The following is a 20,077-nucleotide window of genomic DNA, read 5'->3' on the forward strand; positions in this document are numbered from 1 at the left end:
CGGAAGTAGCGGGGGTCCGCGGCGGGTTTAACCTCGTACCCCGCCGTAAAGCTCACCAGCGAGCCGGTCGGAATGTCCTCGGTACGGCCGAAACCGAACAGGTACTTATCCTTATAGTAGCGCCGCACGCTGTAGCCCACCGTGCCCAGCATCAGGTTGGCGCTCTGCAGAAAGTCGAAGGGCTTCTCCTGGTACGAAGTCCGGACCACGCGAGCAGCCGCAATAATGCGGCCGGGGCTTTCGTAGCCCAAATCGTAGCTGCGGGGCTGGAAAGCGCGGCCCACCCAGGCATCCTGGGTGTTGTAGCGCAGGGCCTGATACTCGTAGGGCTTCTCCACCGAGCCTTCGCCGCCAGTAAGGTAGAGCCAGTCAAAGAAACTGTAGCTGACGGCCCCAGCCCAACGGGTGTTGATGGAGAAGAAGTCGCGCGAGATGCCGATGCTGCCTTCACGGCGGCGGGTTTCGTCGCGGTAGGTGGCTCCGGCATACACGAAGTCACGGAACGGTATCCGGTAGCTGCCCTGGTACGACCAGGTTTGGGCCCGCGGTCCAGTGTCAGTGCGGCCATAGGCGTAACGGTTTCTGAACTGGTGGCCCATGCCCAGGAAGTTCACGTCGCGCAGCCCGGCCACGCCCGAACCCACGTCGCGCAGCTGAAACGAGCCACTCAGACTGAACAGGTCCTTGGTAATCACCACCACATCCACGCTGTCGTCGGTATCAGTGCGTTCGTCCACGTACACACGGGCGTCCAGAATCTCGTCGGTCTGGCGCAGCAGACGTTCTGATTCAGCCAGGGCCTGGGGCTCCAGCTCGCGCCCCTCGCGAAACAGCAGCACCTGCCGCACCCGCGAGGGCCGGGTTTTCATGTGAAACGTGTTGCCGGTTTTCTCCAAAATATTGCGCGGCACCCGCAGCGAGTCGGAGATACTGTAGCCAAAGGCGTCGAGGGACGTAATGCGGATGCGGCGCACGATTTTGTAGTTGTGCTGCTCAAACTGCCGGTCGAGCAGCGCCGCGTCGATGCCGGCCTGATCTTCGCGCCGCTCGCGGAACGAAAACACAGCCGCCGCCGCCCGCCCCAGAATGGTTTTGCGCCGGGTGTAGTTTTTGAGCCCATTGAGCATGCGCTCCTGGTCGAAGCGGCGACGCAGCGAGTCGGGGCGGACACTGGTAGGCGGCAGGCTGGTGCTGTCGGGAGGCAACGGCGGGCCCGTCTGGGCAGTGGCCGGCGCAAGGCCGGCCCCCAGCCAGAGCAGCAAAATCAGCAGCCGTAGCACGCACTTTATCATCCGGACGCAGGAAAGAAACAAGGTACGACGCCGGCCCGGGTTTGGGGTACACCAAGGCTGATACCAGGGGGCGACAGAACAACGTAGGGGCGGGGCTTATTCCCACCCGCCAGTGAACGGTACCACCAAAACGGGGAAGCCGGAACGACGTAGGGGCGGGGCTTGTCCCCGCCCGCCGTTGAACAAAATTGTTGAAATGGTGCGAACGGCGGGCGGGGATAAGCTCTGCCCCTACAACATTAAAACGGTGCAAACGTGCCCCTCCAAACAAACTAGAAACAACCTGACTTTACTGCTGAAATTCGGAACGATTCCAACGTAATTAGTCTTATAAAGCTTGCGTGTGTGCGCGATAGAAACTATTTTTAAGCCATAAATCGGTCTTATGAACGAAGAGCGCATTCAGGAGAAGCTAAGTATATTGGCAGACGCCGCCAAGTATGACGTGTCGTGCAGCAGCAGCGGCGGCAAGCGCAAGAACACCGACAAGGGCCTGGGCAATGCTGAGGGCATGGGCATCTGCCACAGCTATACCGAGGACGGCCGTTGCGTAAGCCTGCTCAAGATTCTGCTCACCAACCACTGCATTTTCGATTGCGCGTACTGTGTGTCGCGCAAGAGCAACAACGTGAAGCGCGCCGCCTTTACGGTTGATGAGGTAGTGGACCTGACCATGAACTTCTACCGCCGCAACTATATCGAGGGGCTGTTTCTGAGCAGCGGCATCTTCTCCTCGCCCGACTACACGATGGAGCGGCTGGTGCGCATCGTCAAGAAGCTGCGCACCGAGCACAAGTTCAACGGCTACATTCACGTTAAGGCTATTCCGGGGGCTTCGGAGGAGCTTATTCATGAAGCCGGGATGTATGCCGACCGGCTGAGCGTGAACATCGAGTTGCCCTCGGAAATGGCGCTCCAGAACTTGGCACCCGAGAAGAATTACGAGGAGATTCTGACCCCGATGGCCCAGATTCGGGACGGCATTACGCGCACCAAGGAGGAAAAGGCGCTGTTCAAGAAAGTGCCCCAGTTCGCCACAGCTGGCCAGAGTACCCAGCTGATTGTGGGTGCTTCGGAAGAAAACGACCTACAGATCATCAACCTGAGCGACTCGCTATACAAGGGCTACGGCCTGAAGCGGGTGTATTACTCGGGTTACATCCCCATCACCGATGACGCCCGCCTGCCCCAGGTGACGCAGCCGCCACTAATTCGGGAGCACCGCCTCTACCAGTCCGACTGGCTGATGCGCTTCTACGGCTTCCAGGCCGACGAAATCCTGGACCCCGCCCATCCATTCCTCGACTTGGAAGTGGACCCCAAGCTGGCCTGGGCCCTGCGCAACCGCCACGTATTCCCGGTAGATGTGAATACGGCCGACTTCGAGATGATTCTGCGGATTCCGGGTGTGGGGGCGCGTTCGGCCAAGCGCATCGTGGCCGCCCGCCGCTTCACGCCGCTGGGCCTCGACCACCTGCACAAGTTCGGGGTGGTGCTCAAGCGGGCCAAGTTCTTCCTTACCTGCCGCGGCAAGGCTTTGGAGAAGCGCGACTACGATGAGCAGACCATTCGCCGCCAGATTCTGTTCGGCGCCGGCTCCGTCCGCTCCGCCCTCGTCACCCAGCAGCTCGATTTATTTGCTCAAGCCTCCTAAATAAGTTGCCAGTTGTCAGGCTATTCTTGCAGAACTACTTGAAGAACGGCCTGACAACTGGCAATTATCAACTGACAACTGATATGACTGTTTCGCACCGCACTGCCGCTCCTACCGAAGCTTCTGCTGTTGCTTCGCCGCAGGCCTCCCTGCCGTTAAAAGTGGCTCGTGTGGCCTGCTGCTGCAAGCTTTCTGACTTGCTGCCAATTGTGTTGCGCATGCACCAGGAGGCCGCCCGCAACAACGGCAAGTTTCGCCAGCCACGGCGAGCGGCGTAGTGAAACTACCGCTGCAGGTTTTTCCATCCCACTTCACCGCTGACTAGCCCAGGGTCTTGGCCTTGAGGACCCGGGGCGCGTGGTCGTCCATTCCTGCCCATGTCTCGTTCCCTAATCCCGCGCCGCTCGGCTACCGAGGCAGTGGCTGCGGCCACCACTCGCCACCGCGCTGCCCCCGAACTCACGCAGCCGCCCCTCGATTACGCCTACGATGGCTCGTTTGAGGGGCTGCTGTCGGTGCTTTTTCAGGTGTACGACCGCAAGGCTGCGCCCAACAGCATCCAGCCGCTGGGGGCGGTTCAGGGCGGCCTGTTTGCCCAGCCAGTAGAGGTGGATACCGACGAGGCCGCCGCTGCCCGCGTCTGGGACGGGTTGCTGCGCTACATGGATAAAGAGGCCCGCACACGGCTATTTCACGTGTTTTTGAGCGAGGACGCCAACCGTGAGCTGCTGGTTTTCCGCTACGCCGACACCGCCATGCGCGCCGGCCGCGACATTGCCGAAAACTACTCCGACGACAACGTGCGCCGGGTGCAGCGGCTGGCTCAGCAGATGTACCGCGAAAAGCACCGCATGGAGGCCTTCGTACGCTTCGAGAAAACCGCCGACGGCCTGTTTCACGCCACCATCGAGCCCGATTTCGACGTGCTGCCGCTCATCGCGCCCCACTTCACCAAGCGCTATGCCGACCAGCGCTGGCTGATTTTTGACCGCCGCCGCTCCTACGGCCTCTATTACGACCTGCACCGCACCGATATCGTGCAGTTCGACGCCGATACCGCGCCCCAGCGCCGCGCCGCCGTGTCGGCCACCGTACTCGACGAGCGGGAGCCGCTGTTTCAGGTGCTCTGGCAGGCGTATTTCGACCATGTGAACATCCCGGAGCGCAAAAACATGAAGCTGCACCGCCGCCACATGCCGCTGCGTTACTGGAAGTACCTGAGCGAAAAGCAGCCTCGGGAGCGTCCTTTCCAGCCCATCAACAATAAGCGCCCCGTGCAGCCCGGTGGCCCGGCGCTGGGCGCGGGTGGGCAGGCATCGGGATAGGAGGGAAGCGGGAAAGCCGTAATTTGCGGTCGATTTCTCCCTGCTTACTATGAACAAAACCCTCGTTTTCGGTGGCTCCGGCCAGTTGGGCCAGTGCCTGCAACACGTTGCCCAGCAGCGCAACTTTACCAGCATCGTATTTCTGGCTGAAGAGCAAGCGAATATCCTGAATCAGGAGACCCTGTGGGCAACCTTCGAGCAGCACCGCCCGGCCTACATCATCAACTGCGCCGCCTACACCGCCGTCGACAAGGCCGAGGACGAGGTGGACCTGGCCCGGAAGGTGAACCGCGACGGGGCCGAGAACCTGGCCCGCCTCTGCGGGGAATTTGGCACTACAATGCTGCACATTTCCACCGACTTCGTGTTTGCCGGCACCGGCAACGAGCCGCTGCTGGAATCCGATGAAACCGCGCCCATCAGTGTGTATGGCCTCACGAAGCTCGAAGGCGAGCAGGTAATTGCTCAGCATACCGCGCAGTATTTCATCCTGCGCACTAGCTGGCTGTACTCGGAGTATGCCGGCAACTTCGTGAAAACGATGCTGCGCTTCGGCAAGGAGCGCGAGGAGATGCGCGTCATCTGGGACCAGTTGGGCACGCCTACCTACGCCGTCGATTTGGCCGGCGCACTGCTGCACATCATCGAATCGGGCAGCACCGCCTACGGCCTCTACCACTACAGCAACGAGGGCGTTACCTCGTGGTACGATTTCGCGGTGGCCATTTTTGAGCTGGGCGGCCTACCCACCCGCACCGTGCCCATCCGCACCGCCGAGTACCCCACCAAAGCTACTCGCCCCGCTTTCTCGGTAATGGACAAGACCAAAGCCAAAACCGCGCTGGGCCTGGCTATTCCGCACTGGCGGGCCAGTTTGGTGGCGTGCATGAGGCGGTTAGGGGAGTAGCCTAGCCTTGTAAATCCGAGCAGTTGCAAGCTACAACTACTCATTTGTTGAGTAACGAGTGAGGAGTTGTAGCTCCATATTTATAAGCTAGTAAACATAGAGCTGATTCCTGGAAAATTACTTTCTCAAAGATGCGCTTTCTCGCTTTTGGAGTTGCCCTACTTCTGTTAACTAGCTTCTCTCTTTCCCAAGTACTAGTTCAGCGTTTCGAGCTTGGAAAATATGACTACATTATTCAGCTAAAGAAACTATACAGCCACGACGACGATGCAGATGTGACCTATTACATCGTTAAATCAGTCAGGGATAACAAGGAGTTATGCAGTTCAATCAAGCTGGCTGAGCGCGGTAATAAATTATTTATACAGGGTGCCTATCGTGTTAATAAGGGTAGCCTACAATTTACCGAACGTTACCTCTATCACCGCAATGAGGAGTCCTCTGACTCGATAGTAAAGACGTTTACTTCTAACCCTAAAGGCGCGTTAGTCTTGAGTAAAGTTACTAACTACAAACACGGAAAGGCTGCCATAACTAGCTATTAGCGTTCAGTTCGCCCATAAAACCGGTTCACGCCGTACGCCAGCGCCACCAGCCCGAAGCCTACGGCGCATACGCCGGGCCACTGGTAATGGTGCCAGGCTAGGCCGCCGAGCAGGGAGCCCGATGCGGCCCCGATGAAGCAGGCCGTCATGTACACGGTGTTGAGGCGGCTTCGGGCTTCGGGGCGCAGGCTGAATACGCGGGTTTGGTTGGCAATATGGGCCATTTGCTGGCCTACGTCGAGCACCACCACACCTGCAATGAGGCCCACCAGGTAGTAGCCGCCGAAGCCCATTAGCAGGTAGCCGCCCAGAAACAGCGCCAGCCCGATGCGCAAGGCAAAGCCCGGCCCTTTCTGGTCGGCCGACTTGCCGGCGTAGGAGGCAGCAAAGGCCCCGGTGGCCCCAATGAGGCCGAATAGTCCGGCCACGTCGGCCCCATAGCCGTAGGCGTCGCTTTCCAGAAAGAACACCAGTGTGGTCCAGAAGGCGCTGAATCCGCCGAATAGGCAGGCCCCAACGAGGGCCGAGCGGCGCAACACCGGCAGGTCGCGGGCCAGCGTGCCCAGCGAACGAAGCAGGCTGCCGTAGCTGCCCGCGTAGTGAGGTTGGTTGCGGGGTAGCATCCGGGCCAGCACGGCCACCAGCACCAGCATCAGGCCGGTGCCCACCCAAAACATGGTGCGCCAGCCGAAATGCAGCCCCACGTAACCGCTGATGGTGCGCGAAACCAGAATGCCGATTAGCAGCCCGCTCATCACCTTGCCCACCACCCGGCCCCGCTGCTCATCGGAAGCCAGCGAGGCCGCCATGGGCACCAGCAACTGCGGTACGGCCGAAAAGAAGCCTAGCAGCAGCGAGGCCCCCACCAGCACCCCAAACGTGGGCGCGTAGGCGGCTACCGCCAGGCAGCCGGCCGCCAAAACTGTCAGGGCCATAATCAGGCGCTTCCGCTCCCACTTGTCGCCCAGCGGTACCAGTAGCAGCAGGCCCAGCGTGTAGCCCACCTGCGTTACGGTGGCCACCCAGCTCACGCGGTTTTCCGTCAGGCTAAACGTGCGGCCAATTTCGGCCAGTAGCGGTTGGTTGTAGTAGAGGTTGGCCACTACCATTCCGCAGGTTATGGCCATCAGCCAGACCTGAGAAGGAGCCAGTGGAGCAGCGGTAAGAGCCGTGGAAGTAGGTTGAATGGGAGCCGGCTCGGGAACTTTGGCAGTGATGATATCAGGCATAAAACGAAAAGCGCCGCCCGGGAAAAGTCCGGGACGGCGGAAGTAAATGGCGGGCAAAGATACGGTTTCTGCAACCAGCCGGAACCGACAAAAGTTGCGCCAGCGGCTCCCATGCTGCTCATCCGGGAACGGCCGAAACATCTGCTGCTGCTGGTAGTTGGAATTTTGGGTAAGTAAGCACTCACACCCCCTTGTATGTTGCTGAAAACAATGCTACTACTGTGCTGCTTCTGCCCAACAGAATGCCTAACTTAAACCATTCCTAACCTTTAACCCCGCTTGTCAATGGAAACCCTCGAAAAACCCAGCACCCTCGTAGAGCGCCCCAAGTTCAAGGACCATTACGATAACTTCATCGGTGGCAAGTGGGTGGCTCCGGTGAAAGGGCAGTACTTCGATAACATTTCGCCCATCGATGGCAAAGTGTTCACCAAAGTAGCCCGCAGCACTAAAGAAGACGTCAATCTAGCTCTCGACGCGGCCCATGAGGCGTTCAAGACCTGGGGCAAAACCTCGGCCACCGAGCGCAGCAATATCCTTAACAAGGTCGCCAACATCATCGAGGAAAACCTGCACCACTTGGCGGCTGTCGAGTGTGTGGAAAACGGCAAGCCCATCCGCGAAACCATGCTGGCCGATCTGCCGCTGGTGGTGGACCACTTTCGCTACTTCGCCAGCGTAATTAGAGCCGAAGAAGGTTCGGCTACCGAATTGAACAGTAATACGTTGTCGCTCATTATTGAAGAGCCGCTGGGCGTGGTGGGCCAGATTATTCCCTGGAACTTCCCGCTGCTGATGGCCACCTGGAAGCTGGCCCCGGCTCTGGCCGCCGGCTGCTGCGTGGTGATGAAGCCCGCCGAGCAGACGCCCTCCAGTATCATGGTGCTTATGGAGCTGCTCCAGGACGTGCTGCCGCCCGGCATCGTGAACGTGGTGAACGGCTTCGGGCTGGAAGCCGGCAAGCCGCTGGCCTCCTCGCCGCGCATCAACAAGGTGTCGTTCACAGGTGAAACCACCACGGGCCGCCTCATTATGCAGTACGCGGCCGAAAACCTGATTCCGGTTACGATGGAGCTGGGTGGCAAGTCGCCCAATGTGTTCTTCAAAAGCGTGATGGACGCCGACGACGACTTCCTCGACAAGGCCATTGAGGGTGCGGTTATGTTTGCGCTCAACCAAGGCGAAATCTGCACCTGCCCCTCGCGGATTCTGGTGCAGGAGGACATCTACGACGAGTTCATGGCCCGCGTGGTCGAACGCGTAAAGGCTATCAAGCTGGGCAACCCGCTCGATATGGAAACCATGATGGGCGCGCAGGCCAGCAACGACCAGTTCGAGAAAATCCTGAGCTACCTCGAAATCGGTAAGGACGAAGGAGCGGAGGTGCTGTGCGGCGGTGAGGCCTTCACGCAGGAAGATGGGGCGCTGGCCGAGGGCTACTACATCAAGCCCACCGTGTTCCGGGGCCATAACAAAATGCGCATCTTTCAGGAGGAAATCTTCGGCCCGGTGGTGTCGGTGACGACATTCAAGGACATGGACGAGGCCATCGAACTGGCCAACGACACGCTCTACGGCCTCGGCGCCGGTGTCTGGACCCGCGACGCGCATGAGCTTTACCAGGTGCCCCGCGCCATTCAGGCCGGTCGCGTGTGGGTGAATTGCTACCACGACTACCCCGCCGGTGCGCCATTCGGTGGCTACAAAAACTCGGGCTTCGGCCGCGAGAATCACAAGATGATGCTCGGTCACTACCGCCAGACTAAGAACATGCTCATCAGCTACAGCCAGCAGAAGCTCGGCTTCTTTTAGGCCGTAAAGTAACCGGAAACTATGGTGAGCCGATGTTCTGCCGTTGGGCGGGGTGTTGGCTCACCATTCGGGTTTATGGCGCAACCAGGTGCGCGCGGCGTACGTCTCTCTGGTGGCTATCAACCAATTCGTTACCGTTATGCGCTTCCTGTTTTCTTCCTTGCCGACTGCTTGCCTGATAGGCAGTGCGGCCGTGGCCCAAGCCCAGCAATTTCCGGTTCCGGGAGCTAAGAATTCCGACTGGATATTGCAAAAAGTGCCACCGCTGACTGGGATGCCCACGGCCGGTATTTGGGCCGCGCCCGACAAAACGGCCTCAACGGCAGATGCCGTGCGGAGTGGCACTTACAATGGTGAAACGAAGAAACTGCTGAGCTTCTTTGACCGGCGAACGGGCGTGTTTTATAACGTTGACGAAGGCTGGCTTCACGACCGCACGACGAATACTTACTACCGTTTCCATCGCCGCGGCGCGCAGCCCCAGCCGTTGCCTGCCACCAAATTCCTCTGATACCACCGCCCGGCTCCGGCCAATTTACCACTTGCTCATGTCCGAAACTGCCCTAACGCCCCGCGTCCTCGTAACGCCCGCCGCCGAAGCCACCATCGATTTGCTGCGCGATGAGCACGGCCCGCTGATGTTCCATCAGAGCGGCGGCTGCTGCGACGGCTCGTCGCCGATGTGCTTTAATAAGGGCGAGTTCCGGGTGGGCAGCAACGACGTATGGCTGGGCCAGATTTACGACTGCGACTTTTTCATGAGTGCCGCGCAGTTTGAGTACTGGCAACACACCCAACTCACCGTCGATGTGGTGAAGGGTCGCGGGGCCAGCTTCTCGCTCGAAATCCCACTCGGCGTCCGGTTCCTCATTCGCTCCCGCATTTTCACCGAGGAAGAATCCAAACAGATGGCCCCGGTGTACGACGGCGAAGAATATCTGACCCGCCCGGAGTTGGCGCAATAGCGCGCCAACTCCGCCACCAAAACGTGAAACGCCCCGTCAGCAGTTGCTGGCGGGGCGTTTCGGTGCTTAATAAATTGAAGCTTACTTCGCCTTTACGGGCAAGCCTTCGAGCTGCACGTAGCTGAGCTTCCAGGCGTTCTTGGCGTTCTTCTTCCAAACCAGGATGAAGTTGCCTTCGCCTTCGCCGCGGGGCTGATCGGCCATTTCGGGCAGTACCTCGGTCGAGAACGTGCCGGCCTCGTAGGCCATGGCTGGGCCGCTACCCGAGGTAGTGGTGTAAAGTTTCAGGTCGGCAATGGTGCCCATGGTAGCGCGTACCCATTTATCCGACACCTCCGACTTGCCGCTGAAGCGCGTGGCGCCCTGGGCGTACTGAACATCGTCGGCCAGCAGCGAGTCGAGCTGCACGGTGTTTTTGGCGTTCCAGGCCCCAATAAACTGTTGGTTGAGGCTTTGCACGTTCACGTCGGCGGCGGCATCGGTTTTGGTTTCGGAGCAGCCGGCAAGCAGGGCACCTCCCAGCAGGAGGCCAAAAATGCGTTTCATGGGAAGATGTTAAGGTAAAAAAAACGGGAGCAAAGCGGGCAATAGGGCCAGAGGCGCGAAAAGCCCAGGTCCGCAGACCTGGGCTTTGAAACTACGCAAATGGGCCGGACTACCAGCTCTTGCGACGAACTTCGGAAGTTGGGTAAGCGGCTTCGCGCTTGCCGTAAGCCTCGTTGGGCAGGTAGCCCGAGCTCATGGCGTAGGCAGCGGGGGCAGCACCGGGAGCGGCAAAGCTGCTCATCATGGCAGGGGCAGCGGCCGGAGCGGCAGCCATGGTAGCGGCATTGGCCCGGGCGGCCGAAGCCTTACCCTGGGCAATACCCGAGCGGTAAGAAGCCTGACGGTTAGCCTCGGCCCGACGGGCAGCGGCTACGCGGGCGGCCTCGGCGCGGCGCTTGTTGTCGGCGGTGCGGCCAATGCTATAGCCCAAGCCGGCACCAGCAGCGCCACCTACGGCCCCGCCCAATACGCGGCTTTTCTTGTTGATGATTGCTCCGGCGGCAGCACCACCCAGGCCACCGATTACGGCACCCTTGGCGCTGGAGCTAACCTTACGATCCTGAGCGAAGCCAGTGAAGACCGTAGTGAGGAACAGGACAAATGCGAGAAGCAGACTTCCCTTTTTCATGGTCAAGAGATTTAAAGTGGAAGGGCGCTGGTGGCCCGGAGTTACAAGGTGATTTACAAGCACCATGCCAATACGCTCATCTCGTGGTGGAGGTTAAGCGCCAATAGGTTAATTTTTGCAGGCTGCGCGTTGGTCTCTCAGGCGGATAAAAGCCTGTTCAGAAGCTAGTGTCGCACAATTTCGCGTTTTTTATCTGATGAAAGCAATATTTCTACTGCGAGTGGCCGAAAGCCGGGTGCTCACGGGCCTGGGCGTACTGCTGCTACCCGCCGTACCACCCGAAACTCTGGCCTCGATGCAGTTGCATACGAGCCTGGCAGTTCGAATGGTTTTCCCTTATAAACAGGAGTTTTCCGCTACGGCTAGCGTTGAGGAAGTGGCCCGCGTCGGCGAACCCGCCTTTCGGGCGCTACTGCTCACGCAACCAAGCGCCGCAGTTGTACCTGTTGGAACGGAAGTGTGGCTGGTGGGATGAATAGTTGAAAGCTAAAGAAGCCCGTTATTCACCGCTTTAGGCTGGATAACGGGCTTCTTTAACTCGTTTTCCGCCTCACTATCTCGCCAACGAGTGGTCGCCTTCGCCTAGTGGTGTGGGGCCGCCGTGCTCCTCGCCGGGCTTATAATTGGCTTCCAACTCGGCTAGTTTCTCCTTGCCGTAGGCGAAACGGGTGATGAGCACGTAGAGCACCGGTACGATGAAAATGGCTAGCAACGTGGCCGAGAGCATGCCGCCGAGTACCGTCCAGCCGATGGTTTGGCGGCTGATGGCCCCGGCTCCGGAGGCGAATACCAGCGGCGTTACGCCCAGGATGAAGGCCAGTGAGGTCATCACGATGGGGCGCAGGCGCAGGCGCACGGCTTCGAGCGTGGCTTCGAGCAGCGGCATGCCCTTATCCACCCGCTCCTTGGCGAATTCGATGATGAGGATGGCGTTTTTAGCCGAGAGGCCGATGAGTGTAATCAGGCCGATTTGGGCGTACACGTTGTTGGTGAGCTTGGGCAGGAACGTGAGGGCCAAGATGGCTCCGAAGGCGCCCAGCGGCACGGCCAGCAGCACCGAAAACGGCACCGACCAACTCTCGTACAAGGCTGCCAACAGCAGGAACACGAACAGCAGCGAGAGGCCGAAAATGTACACCGTCTGCCCGCCGGCCAGCTGTTCTTCGCGGGTCAGGCCCGAAAACTCGTAGCCGTAGCCCTGGGGCAGCGACTCGGCCGCCACTTCCTTGAGGGCCTGCAGGGCATCGCCTGAGGAGTAGCCGGGGGCGGGGCTGCCGTTGATTTCGGCCGAGCGGAACAGGTTGTAGTGCGAAATCAGCGGGGCCGACTCGGCCTTCTCGTAGCGCGTAACGGTGCTCAGCGGCACCATGCCGCCGCTGCTATTGCGCACGTAGTACTGGTTGAGGTTGGTGATGCTGCCCCGGTAGCCCGAATCGGCCTGGGCCACCACTCGAAAATTGCGGCCGTAAAGCGTGAAGTCGTTCACGTAGGCCGAGCCCAAGTAGGTGCGTAGCGCGGTACCAATATCGGCAATGGACACGCCTAGTTTCTTGGCCTGCTCGCGCTCAATGGTGAGCCGGTAACCGGGCGTGCTGGCGGTGAAGAACGAGAAGGGGCGCACGATTTCGGGCCGCTTGGCCAGCGCCGCCTGAAATGCCTTCAGGTTGCGGTCGAAGGTCTGAATCTGGCCGTCGCCGTCGCGCTCCTGCAGGATAAACGAGAAGCCCCCGCTGTTGCCCAAACCCGGAATGGGCGGCGGTGAAATCACGACGACGTTGGCTTCCTTGAACTTGCTCAGGCGTTGCTGCACGGTGGCCTTCAGTCCCTCCAGCTGCAGCGCTTCATCCTCGCGCTCGGCCCAGGGCTTGAGCTGGCAGAAAATGGTGCCGCTGTTCGATTTTGACGAGAAGTTAATCACGTTCAAACCGCCCAAACCGGCATAGTGGGCAATGCCCGGGATGGAATCCAACTCCTGCATAATGCCCTTGAGTGTGGCTACTGAGCGGTCGGTGGAGGAGGCTTCGGGCAGGTTGTAGGTGATGAAAATCCGGCCTTCGTCCTCGGTCGGGATGAAAGCCGTGGGCTTATTGACGTAGAGCAGGCCGGTGCCCGCCACGATGCACACGAGCAGGATAACCACTAGCCGTGCGTGTTTGATGCCGCGCTGCACGCCCTTGCCGTACTTGCCGGTTACGCGCTCAAACCAGCGGTTGAACTTGAAGAAGAACTTGTCCAAGCCCTTCGATTCCTCGTTGCGCTCGTGGGGCTTGAGTAGCAGCACGCACAGCGCTGGCGTGAGCGAGAGGGCTACGAAGGCCGAAATCACCACTGAAATGGCGATGGTAATGGCGAACTGCTGGTAGAGCCGCCCGGTGATGCCCGGAATGAAGCCCACCGGCACGAACACGGCCGCCAGAATAAGCGCAATGGCAATAACGGGGGCCGAAATCTCGCGCATGGCTTCCAGCGTGGCTTCCAGCACGGGCATTTTGCGGGCGTTCATGTTGTGCTCCACGGCCTCCACCACCACAATGGCATCATCGACCACGATACCAATGGCCAGCACGAAGCCGAACATGGTGAGCGTGTTGATGGTGAAGCCCAGCGGAATGAAGAAAATGAACGTGCCGATGATGGACACCGGAATGGCCAGCACCGGAATTAGCGTGGAGCGCCAACTCTGCAGAAACAGGAATACCACGATAATCACGAGCACCAGCGCCTCGCCCAGCGTGTGCAGCACCTCCTCAATCGACACCTTCACCACGGTAGCCGCCTCGAAGGGGATGATGTAGGTGAGGTCGGTGGGAAACTGCTGCTTGAGCCGCTCCATGGTGGCCACTACGTTGTCGTAGGTTTCGAGGGCGTTAGCGCCGGGGGCCTGGTACACGAGCAGGTAGGCGGCACGCTTGCCATCGACAAACGAGTTGTTGGCGTAGTTGAACTTGCCCAGCTCCACCCGGGCCACGTCTTTGAGGTAAACGATGGCCCCGGTTTCGGGGCGGGTGCGGATGATGATGTCGCCGAACTCCTCGGCCGTACTCAGGCGGCCCTTCACGAACACGATGTACTCGTAGGTCTGGCCTGCGTTGGCGGGCGGGGCTCCAATCGAGCCGGCCGCAATCTGGGCGTTCTGCTCCTGGATAGCTGCCGTTACCTCCTGGGCCGTGATGCCGAGCTGCGAGAGTTTATCGGGGTTGAGCCAGACGCGCATGGCGAAGTCGTCGGCCCGGCTCACGATGTCGCCCACGCCCTTGGTACGCAGCAGAGCGTCCTTCACAAACAGGTTGGCGTAGTTGTCAAGGAAGGTGTTGTCGTGGGTGCCTTCGGGGGCGTAGAGGGCCACGAGCATCAGGATGCTGGGGTTCCGCTTGCGCACCGTCAGGCCCAGGCGCTGTACTTCCTGGGGCAAAGTGGGCAGGGCAATGCCCACGCGGTTCTGCACGTCGAGGGCGGCAATGTTCACGTCGGTACCCAGCTCGAAGTTGACCGTCATGCTCATCTGGCCATTGCTGGTGCTGTTGCTCTGCAGGTAAGTCATGCCCGGCGTACCGTTCACCTGCACTTCCACGGGCGTGGCCACGGTCTGCTCCACGGTCTGGGCATCGGCTCCAATGTAGCTGCCGGTTACCGACACAGTGGGTGGGGTGATTTCGGGGTACTGGCCCACCGGCAGGTTCAGGATGGCCAGCACGCCCAGCAACAGCAGCACCAGCGAGGTAACAATAGCCGTAACGGGCCGGCGGATAAAGGTTTCTGCAATCATTTTTAGGAGCTGTTCTGTCGGCACACCCCACCCCCGGCCCCTCCTCTCCGGGAGAGGGGTGCCAGACGTGAGTTGAAAGATTCGTTGAACGCACCCCTCTCCCGGAGGGGAGGGGTCGGGGGTGGGGTTAGCGGCTGCCGGCCTGCACGGGGCTGCCGTCGCGCAGGCGCTGGAAGCCTTCGGTAATCACCTGGTCGCCGGCTTTCAAGCCTTCGAGTATTACAATCTGGTCGCGCAACTGGGGGCCGAGCTGCACTTTGCGCTGGCGGGCCTTGCTGCTGTCGCCAGCCACGAACACGAAACTCTCGCCCATCTGGTCGGATACGGCTTTGTAGGGAATCACGAGGCGCTGGCCCGATTGGCGGTTGAGTACGTGCAGCACGGCGCTCATGCCATCCTTGAGGCGGCGCTCGGGGTTGGCAAACTCCACCCGCACCTGTACCGTAGCCGTCTGCTGCTCCACGCCCCGCGCAATGGCCTTAATGCGGCCCGACTGCGGGTACATGCTGCCATCCGACAGCTCCAGCCGGAACAGCGAATCGGGCGCAGATTTGGCAGCCTGCAGCGCCGTGAAGCGGGGCAAGTCGCTCTCGTTGATGACGAAATCAACGCCCATCGGATTCTCGGCGCTGATGGTGTTGAGCAGCGTGCTGCCGGGGCTTATCTGGGCTCCCAGCCGCACCTGTGAAATACCGATGCGCCCGCTGAACGGCGCCGTAATGGTGGAAAAACTTAAATCGGTGCGGGCCAGGGCTACGGCCGCGCGAGCCTGGGCCACCTGGGCCTGGGCGGTGGCGTAGGCAGTGGCGGCGTTGTCTACAATCTGGCCCGCAATGGCGTCCTGCTCCGCCAGACGCTGGTACCGGTCGAGGTTGAGCTTGGCATTCTGCACCGTGGCTTGGGTGCTGCGCAGCCCCGCCTGGGCCTGCTGGTAGGCCGCCTCGTACACGCGCTTATCGATTTCGTAGAGCTTCTGGCCCTTGGTCACCAATTCGCCCTCCTGAAAAAACAGGCCCGTGATGAAGCCGCCCACTTGACTGCGCAGTTCCACGCTGTTGAGGGCCACGGCCGTAGCCGGATACTCATCGTAGTACACGGCGCTGGTGGTGCGCGCCGCCACCAGCGTTACGGGCGTGGGGGGCGGCGGCCCGGCCGGCTTATCGGCCTCATCGGAGCCGCAGCCCGCCAGCAGTAGCAGAGCCAGAAGAGAGGGAACGAGGTGCTTCATGGATTGAGTGTTTGGAGAAGAGCCGTGTCATGCTGAGCGCAGCCTAAGGCGTAGTCGAAGCATCTCTACCACAATGGTAAATCTGACTTCATGCTACCATGGCAACGACAGGACTAGCTCTGCGGTAGAGATGCTTCGACTACGCTGAGCATGACGTTCTGGGTACGTATAAATCAGTAGGCCACCGGCAGCGTGCCGAGGGCGCGCTGCACGTCGAGTTTGGCGGCCAGCACGGCGTAGAGGGCGTTGTAGTAGTTGAGTTGGGAAGTGCGGAGGTCGTTTTCGGCTACTATCACTTCGAGGTAGGTTTTAATGCCTTCGTCGTACTGCAGCTTGATGATTTTGTAGATTTCGCGGGCATCGTCGCGGTTCTGGCCTTGGGCACGTAGGTCGAGGAAGTTGCCCTTGTAGCGCGCCAAAGCCTGCTCGTACTCGGTGGAAATCTGGTTTTTGGTGTCGAGCACCTGTAGGCTCAGGCGGTCCTGACGCAACTCGGCAATCTTGAGGTTCTGGAGGCGGCGGGTGCCGGTGAAAATCGGGAGGCCCAGCTGCAAACCAGCCTGCGAGGTAGGGAAGGCCTGCTTGTAGAGTTCCGTAAACGCGTTGTTCTGGTACACCTTCACGTAGTTGCCAAACGCCGAAAGCGTGGGCAGAAAGCCCAGTCGGAAGTAGTCGATATCGAGGCGCTGAAGCTGCTGCTGGGTCAAGAGCTGCTGCAACTCGATGCGGCGCTCGAAGGCCAGTGGTTCCAGCGTGTCGAGCATGGTTTCGCGGGCCAGCTGCAGCGTGTCGTAGGCTAGGGTAACGGGGGCGGCCTCGGGCGGGGCACCCATTAGCTGGCGTAGGGTAGCGTATTTGCCCTTGAGGTTTTCGGCCGTGGCCTTACGGTCGGTTACGGCGTTTTTTACGGCAATTTCGGCCCGCTTGTAGTCAATCTTATCCTTGAGACCAACTTCGTACTGGGCAAAGGCATCCTTGAACTGCTGCTGCTGGCGCTTGATGGCCTCGTCGAGTACCCGTAGCTGCTCGTTGGTGAGCAGGATGTCGTAGAACGCCTTGCTCACGTTGCGCACCACGTCAATCTGGAAGCTGACGGTGTTCTGGCCGTTTTGCTGGCGTACGTAGCGGGCCGAGCGGGCCGCCAGCAACACATCCGCATTGTAGAGCACCTGGTTTCCCTGCAAGCCCAGGTTCGAAGTGTTCTGTAGGCCAATGCGCCGCACCTGGGACGGGGCCGTGGGGTCGGTGAAGTTGGGCAGCACCGCTACCGGCAGTTGGAAGTTGCGGGTGTAAGTGCCCGTGCCCTGAATCTGGGGCAGCCAGGCCGAGAGGCCCACCCGAATCTGCCGCTCGCCAATGGCCTCATCGAGCCGCGCCTGGCGCACCAGTGGCTGATTCTGCAGGGCATATTGCAGACATTCGGTAAGAGAAAGCGGCTGGCTGGGCAGGGCCGGGACTGGAGCCGTTACCTGGGCGCGGCTCAGCAGGGGCAGCAGGAGTAGCAGCAGGAGTAAACCTGGCAGCCCAAAAGCGCGAAGCGGTTGGTTCATACAGAAGACATAAGCAGCTACCTGCTTACGCGAACAGGAAGGAAGTGGTCAGAAAGAATGGGATGAAGCCGCCGCTGCCGACAGTCAGCAAATCCTTGTTAAGCTGACCCCCGAGTAGACTCAACAATAAAACCCAAGCTGCCAGAACCCGCGGGGGGCAGAATTGTTGGCGCGCCACTCGGCCCGGACGGTAGCATCTGATTGGAAAGTCCGGTGTAGCGCCGGCCGGGCCACCCGCTTCAGGCCAGGCTATATATGCTGGAATGAGTGGGGCAAACGGGTTATTGAAAAGCCTAGAGCTATATTTCGGCCACCGTCACCAGCACGTCGGTGTTGCGGCCATGGTCGTCGGCGCAGGAGATTTTGAGCGGCCCGGGCGTCGGCCGAAAAAATACCCGCTCGTTGGCTGCCGCCGCTCGCAGAAACTGGTCATTCACATACCAATACACCTGCCGCACCTCGCCGTCGGTGGTGCAGCTGAGTAGGAGTTGCGGCTGCTCGCGGGCATTGAGGACGTACTCGGTGTTAGGAGTGGGCGAGGTGATGATGGGCGCCCGCTCGGAGCCGCTGCTGGCCCGCTGGCAAAGCAGGTTGTGGGGCGGCAGACGGCGGTAGGGTAGGCCCTGTGTTACCCGATAGGCCGCCACCTCGGGCAGCAAATTTGGGTACAGCTCGCGCCGGAAGCCAGCCGCCGGCGCGCAGGCCCGACAGTAGGTAAAGCCCCCGTCGGCCGACACCAATACCTCGCGCTGATGCTGGCAGCGCCGCCCCGAGCTTTGGTTGGGCAGGAAGTAGTCGATTACCTGGTCGGGGCAGTTTTCGCCGGGCACGAGGCCGGTTTCGGTGCACACGAGCCGGAAGTCGAGGCTGGCGGGGGGCACAAACCAGTCGTTGGGCGAGTTGTAGGCCAGGGAATTGAACAGGTCGAACAGCAGCGGCGTGGCCACGTCGGAGCCAGTGAGGGCCGGACTGCCCTGGCCGCTGAAGTTGCCCACCCACACGCCGATGGTATAGTCGCGGTTGTAACCAATGCTCCAGGCGTCGCGCCGGCCATAGCTGGTGCCGGTTTTCCAGGCAATTTTGGGCAACCGGGTGCTGCGGGCCGCGCCCAGCGGCAAGTCAGGCCGGGTCAGCTGGCTCAGGATATCGGTAACGAGGAACGCGGCGGCGGGGGAAACGAGCGGTAGCTCGCGCTTTGTATTCCTCTCTGGCAGGGAGTCAGCAGCCGATGTCAGCCCCAATGCCACATAATCGCCCCCGTTTGCCAGCGCCGCGTACAGTCCGGTAAGCTCTTCCAAAGAAGCCCCGCAGCCGCCCAGAATACTGCTCAGACCCAGCCGGGCACGGCTGCGGGCCACGCTTTGGAAACCGGCCTGCTGGAGCTTTTCGGTGAAGGCAGGCACGCCGTAGTCCTGCAGCACGCGCACGGCGGGGATGTTGAGCGAGAAGGACAAGGCGCGTTCCAGCGTTACCTCGCCCTGGCAGTGCTTGTCGAAGTTTTCGGGGCGGTAGCCTTGGAAGTTGGTGGGCACGTCGGGCAGTTGCAGCTTGGGCGTGACCAAGCCCCGGTCGAGAGCCAGGGCGTAGAGGAAGGGCTTGAGCGTGCTGCCCGGCGAGCGGACGGCCGCCACGCCGTCGTTCTGGCCCTGGCCCCGAAAGTCGCGAAAATCGGCCGAGCCCACGTAGGCCTCCACCTGCCGGGTGCGGTTGTTGACTACCAGTACTGAGGCCTGCGAAATGCCCAGCTCGTGCAGGCGGCGCACGTAGTTGCCGGTCAGCTCCTCGGCCCGGCTTTGCTTAGCGCGTTGCAGGCTGCTGCGGATGATGGCCTCGTGCGGAAACTGCCGCACCAGCCGCCGCGATAGGTGCGGGGCCAGCGTAGGGGCGGCGTGGCGGCGCACGTTCAGCGGCTCCAGCAGCGCATCGGCAATATCCTGTCGGGCAAACAGCCCGGCGGCCCCAAACCGGCGGAGCCAGCGGTTCCGTTCGCGGCGCACGGCCTCATTATTCTGGCCTAGCACCAGGGCCCGGGGGCGGTTCGGGATGATGGCCAGCGTAACGGTCTGGGCCAGCGACAGGAAGTTGGGCGGCTGCTGGAAGTAGAGCAGCGCGGCCGACTTTACGCCCTCCACGTTGCCGCCGTAGGGCACCAGGTTCAAGTAGAGCTGCAGAATCTCATCCTTGCTGTAGTGCACTTCGAGCTGGGTGGCGCGGGCCATTTCGAGCAGCTTGTTGCCCAGCGTGCGCGGCTTGGGCCCCAGTAGCCGCGCCACCTGCATCGTGATGGTGCTGGCCCCAGTGGTGCGCCCTTTGCCAAATACGTTGCGCCCGGCGGCCTGCACCAGCGCCAGCGGGTTCACCCCAAAATGCCAGCGAAACCAGCGGTCCTCCTTCTCGATAATCGTCTGGCGCAGCACCGGCGTAATCTCGCTCAGCTCGGTTTTCATCCGCCACTTCTGGGTGGGGTTCAGGTAGGCGTGCAGCACCGTACCATCGGCAGCCAGCACGATGGGCGAGTAGCGCGGGGCGGCCGGCAGCGGGAACAGCCGGTCGAGGGCCAGCAGCAGCAACGCCAGTCCGGCCAGAATTTCCAGAGTGCGAATGGCGGTGCGCCGTTTCATAAGGGCAAG

General features: G+C 60.8%; 16 protein-coding genes and 1 pseudogene. 9 read left to right on the forward strand and 8 right to left on the reverse strand.

Annotation, left to right across the window (positions count from 1 at the left end; genetic code table 11):
• Nucleotides 1–1,292: pseudogene (locus HW556_RS07030) on the reverse strand (hypothetical protein); the annotation flags it as partial.
• A gap of 385 nt (nt 1,293–1,677) precedes the next feature.
• On the opposite strand from HW556_RS07030, the gene HW556_RS07035 reads away from it, so the two are divergent.
• From HW556_RS07035 to HW556_RS07055, 5 genes are all read left to right on the forward strand, one after another.
• Nucleotides 1,678–2,946, forward strand: coding sequence for a putative DNA modification/repair radical SAM protein (locus tag HW556_RS07035; protein ID WP_176899314.1), 1,269 nt, complete (start codon nt 1,678–1,680; stop codon nt 2,944–2,946).
• A gap of 83 nt (nt 2,947–3,029) precedes the next feature.
• Nucleotides 3,030–3,224, forward strand: a complete 195-nt coding sequence (locus HW556_RS07040) for a hypothetical protein (protein WP_176899316.1) — start codon at nt 3,030–3,032, stop codon at nt 3,222–3,224.
• Between the two features lie 99 nt (nt 3,225–3,323).
• A complete protein-coding gene (locus HW556_RS07045) occupies nt 3,324–4,271 on the forward strand; it encodes a TIGR03915 family putative DNA repair protein (RefSeq protein WP_176899318.1) in 948 nt (315 codons plus the stop codon).
• A gap of 49 nt (nt 4,272–4,320) precedes the next feature.
• Complete coding sequence (rfbD, locus tag HW556_RS07050) at nt 4,321–5,178, forward strand: dTDP-4-dehydrorhamnose reductase (protein ID WP_176899319.1); 858 nt, start codon at nt 4,321–4,323, stop codon at nt 5,176–5,178.
• Between the two features lie 131 nt (nt 5,179–5,309).
• Nucleotides 5,310–5,723 carry a hypothetical protein gene (locus HW556_RS07055; protein WP_176899320.1) on the forward strand — a complete coding sequence of 138 codons (414 nt, stop codon included), beginning with the start codon at nt 5,310–5,312 and terminating at the stop codon, nt 5,721–5,723.
• Here the strand turns inward: HW556_RS07055 and HW556_RS07060 are convergent.
• Entirely contained in the window at nt 5,720–6,952 is a 1,233-nt protein-coding gene (locus tag HW556_RS07060) for an MFS transporter (RefSeq protein WP_246289555.1), read from the reverse strand. The genes HW556_RS07055 and HW556_RS07060 overlap by 4 nt on opposite strands.
• 285 nt (nt 6,953–7,237) lie before the next feature.
• Here HW556_RS07060 and HW556_RS07065 point away from each other — a divergent pair, with 285 nt between their 5' ends.
• The 3 genes from HW556_RS07065 to HW556_RS07075 all read left to right on the forward strand — a co-directional run bounded on the left by HW556_RS07065 (nt 7,238) and on the right by HW556_RS07075 (nt 9,729).
• Nucleotides 7,238–8,764 carry an aldehyde dehydrogenase family protein gene (locus tag HW556_RS07065; protein ID WP_176899321.1) on the forward strand — a complete coding sequence of 509 codons (1,527 nt, stop codon included), beginning with the start codon at nt 7,238–7,240 and terminating at the stop codon, nt 8,762–8,764.
• A 139-nt stretch (nt 8,765–8,903) separates the two neighbouring features.
• Nucleotides 8,904–9,275, forward strand: coding sequence for a hypothetical protein (locus HW556_RS07070; protein ID WP_176899322.1), 372 nt, complete (start codon nt 8,904–8,906; stop codon nt 9,273–9,275).
• Nucleotides 9,276–9,312: 37 nt separating this feature from the next.
• On the forward strand, nt 9,313–9,729 hold the full coding sequence (locus tag HW556_RS07075) for a DUF779 domain-containing protein (RefSeq protein WP_176899323.1): 417 nt from the start codon (nt 9,313–9,315) through the stop codon (nt 9,727–9,729).
• An 81-nt stretch (nt 9,730–9,810) separates the two neighbouring features.
• On the opposite strand, the gene HW556_RS07080 is transcribed toward HW556_RS07075, so the two are convergent.
• Together HW556_RS07080 and HW556_RS07085 are read right to left on the reverse strand one after the other, a co-directional pair.
• On the reverse strand, nt 9,811–10,275 hold the full coding sequence (locus HW556_RS07080; RefSeq protein ID WP_176899324.1) for a YybH family protein: 465 nt from the start codon (nt 10,273–10,275) through the stop codon (nt 9,811–9,813).
• A 109-nt stretch (nt 10,276–10,384) separates the two neighbouring features.
• Nucleotides 10,385–10,903: a hypothetical protein gene (locus tag HW556_RS07085; protein ID WP_176899325.1), complete on the reverse strand. Its 519-nt coding sequence runs from the start codon at nt 10,901–10,903 to the stop codon at nt 10,385–10,387.
• Between the two features lie 196 nt (nt 10,904–11,099).
• On the opposite strand from HW556_RS07085, the gene HW556_RS07090 reads away from it, so the two are divergent.
• Nucleotides 11,100–11,378, forward strand: coding sequence for a hypothetical protein (locus tag HW556_RS07090; protein WP_176899326.1), 279 nt, complete (start codon nt 11,100–11,102; stop codon nt 11,376–11,378).
• 78 nt (nt 11,379–11,456) lie between these two features.
• Here the strand turns inward: HW556_RS07090 and HW556_RS07095 are convergent, their stop codons facing one another.
• The 4 genes from HW556_RS07095 to pbpC all read right to left on the reverse strand — a co-directional run bounded on the left by HW556_RS07095 (nt 11,457) and on the right by pbpC (nt 20,068).
• Complete coding sequence (locus tag HW556_RS07095; RefSeq protein WP_176899327.1) at nt 11,457–14,669, reverse strand: efflux RND transporter permease subunit; 3,213 nt, start codon at nt 14,667–14,669, stop codon at nt 11,457–11,459.
• 127 nt (nt 14,670–14,796) lie between these two features.
• Nucleotides 14,797–15,897, reverse strand: coding sequence for an efflux RND transporter periplasmic adaptor subunit (locus tag HW556_RS07100; protein ID WP_176899328.1), 1,101 nt, complete (start codon nt 15,895–15,897; stop codon nt 14,797–14,799).
• Between the two features lie 173 nt (nt 15,898–16,070).
• Nucleotides 16,071–17,447 (reverse strand): TolC family protein, encoded by a 1,377-nt coding sequence (locus tag HW556_RS07105; RefSeq protein ID WP_176899329.1) that lies wholly within the window; start codon nt 17,445–17,447, stop codon nt 16,071–16,073.
• Nucleotides 17,448–17,746: 299 nt separating this feature from the next.
• Nucleotides 17,747–20,068 carry a penicillin-binding protein 1C gene (pbpC, locus tag HW556_RS07110; protein ID WP_176899330.1) on the reverse strand — a complete coding sequence of 774 codons (2,322 nt, stop codon included), beginning with the start codon at nt 20,066–20,068 and terminating at the stop codon, nt 17,747–17,749.
• Nucleotides 20,069–20,077 lie beyond the last annotated feature (9 nt).

The organism is Hymenobacter terrestris (assembly GCF_013377905.1).
GTDB classification, from domain to species: domain Bacteria; phylum Bacteroidota; class Bacteroidia; order Cytophagales; family Hymenobacteraceae; genus Hymenobacter; species Hymenobacter terrestris.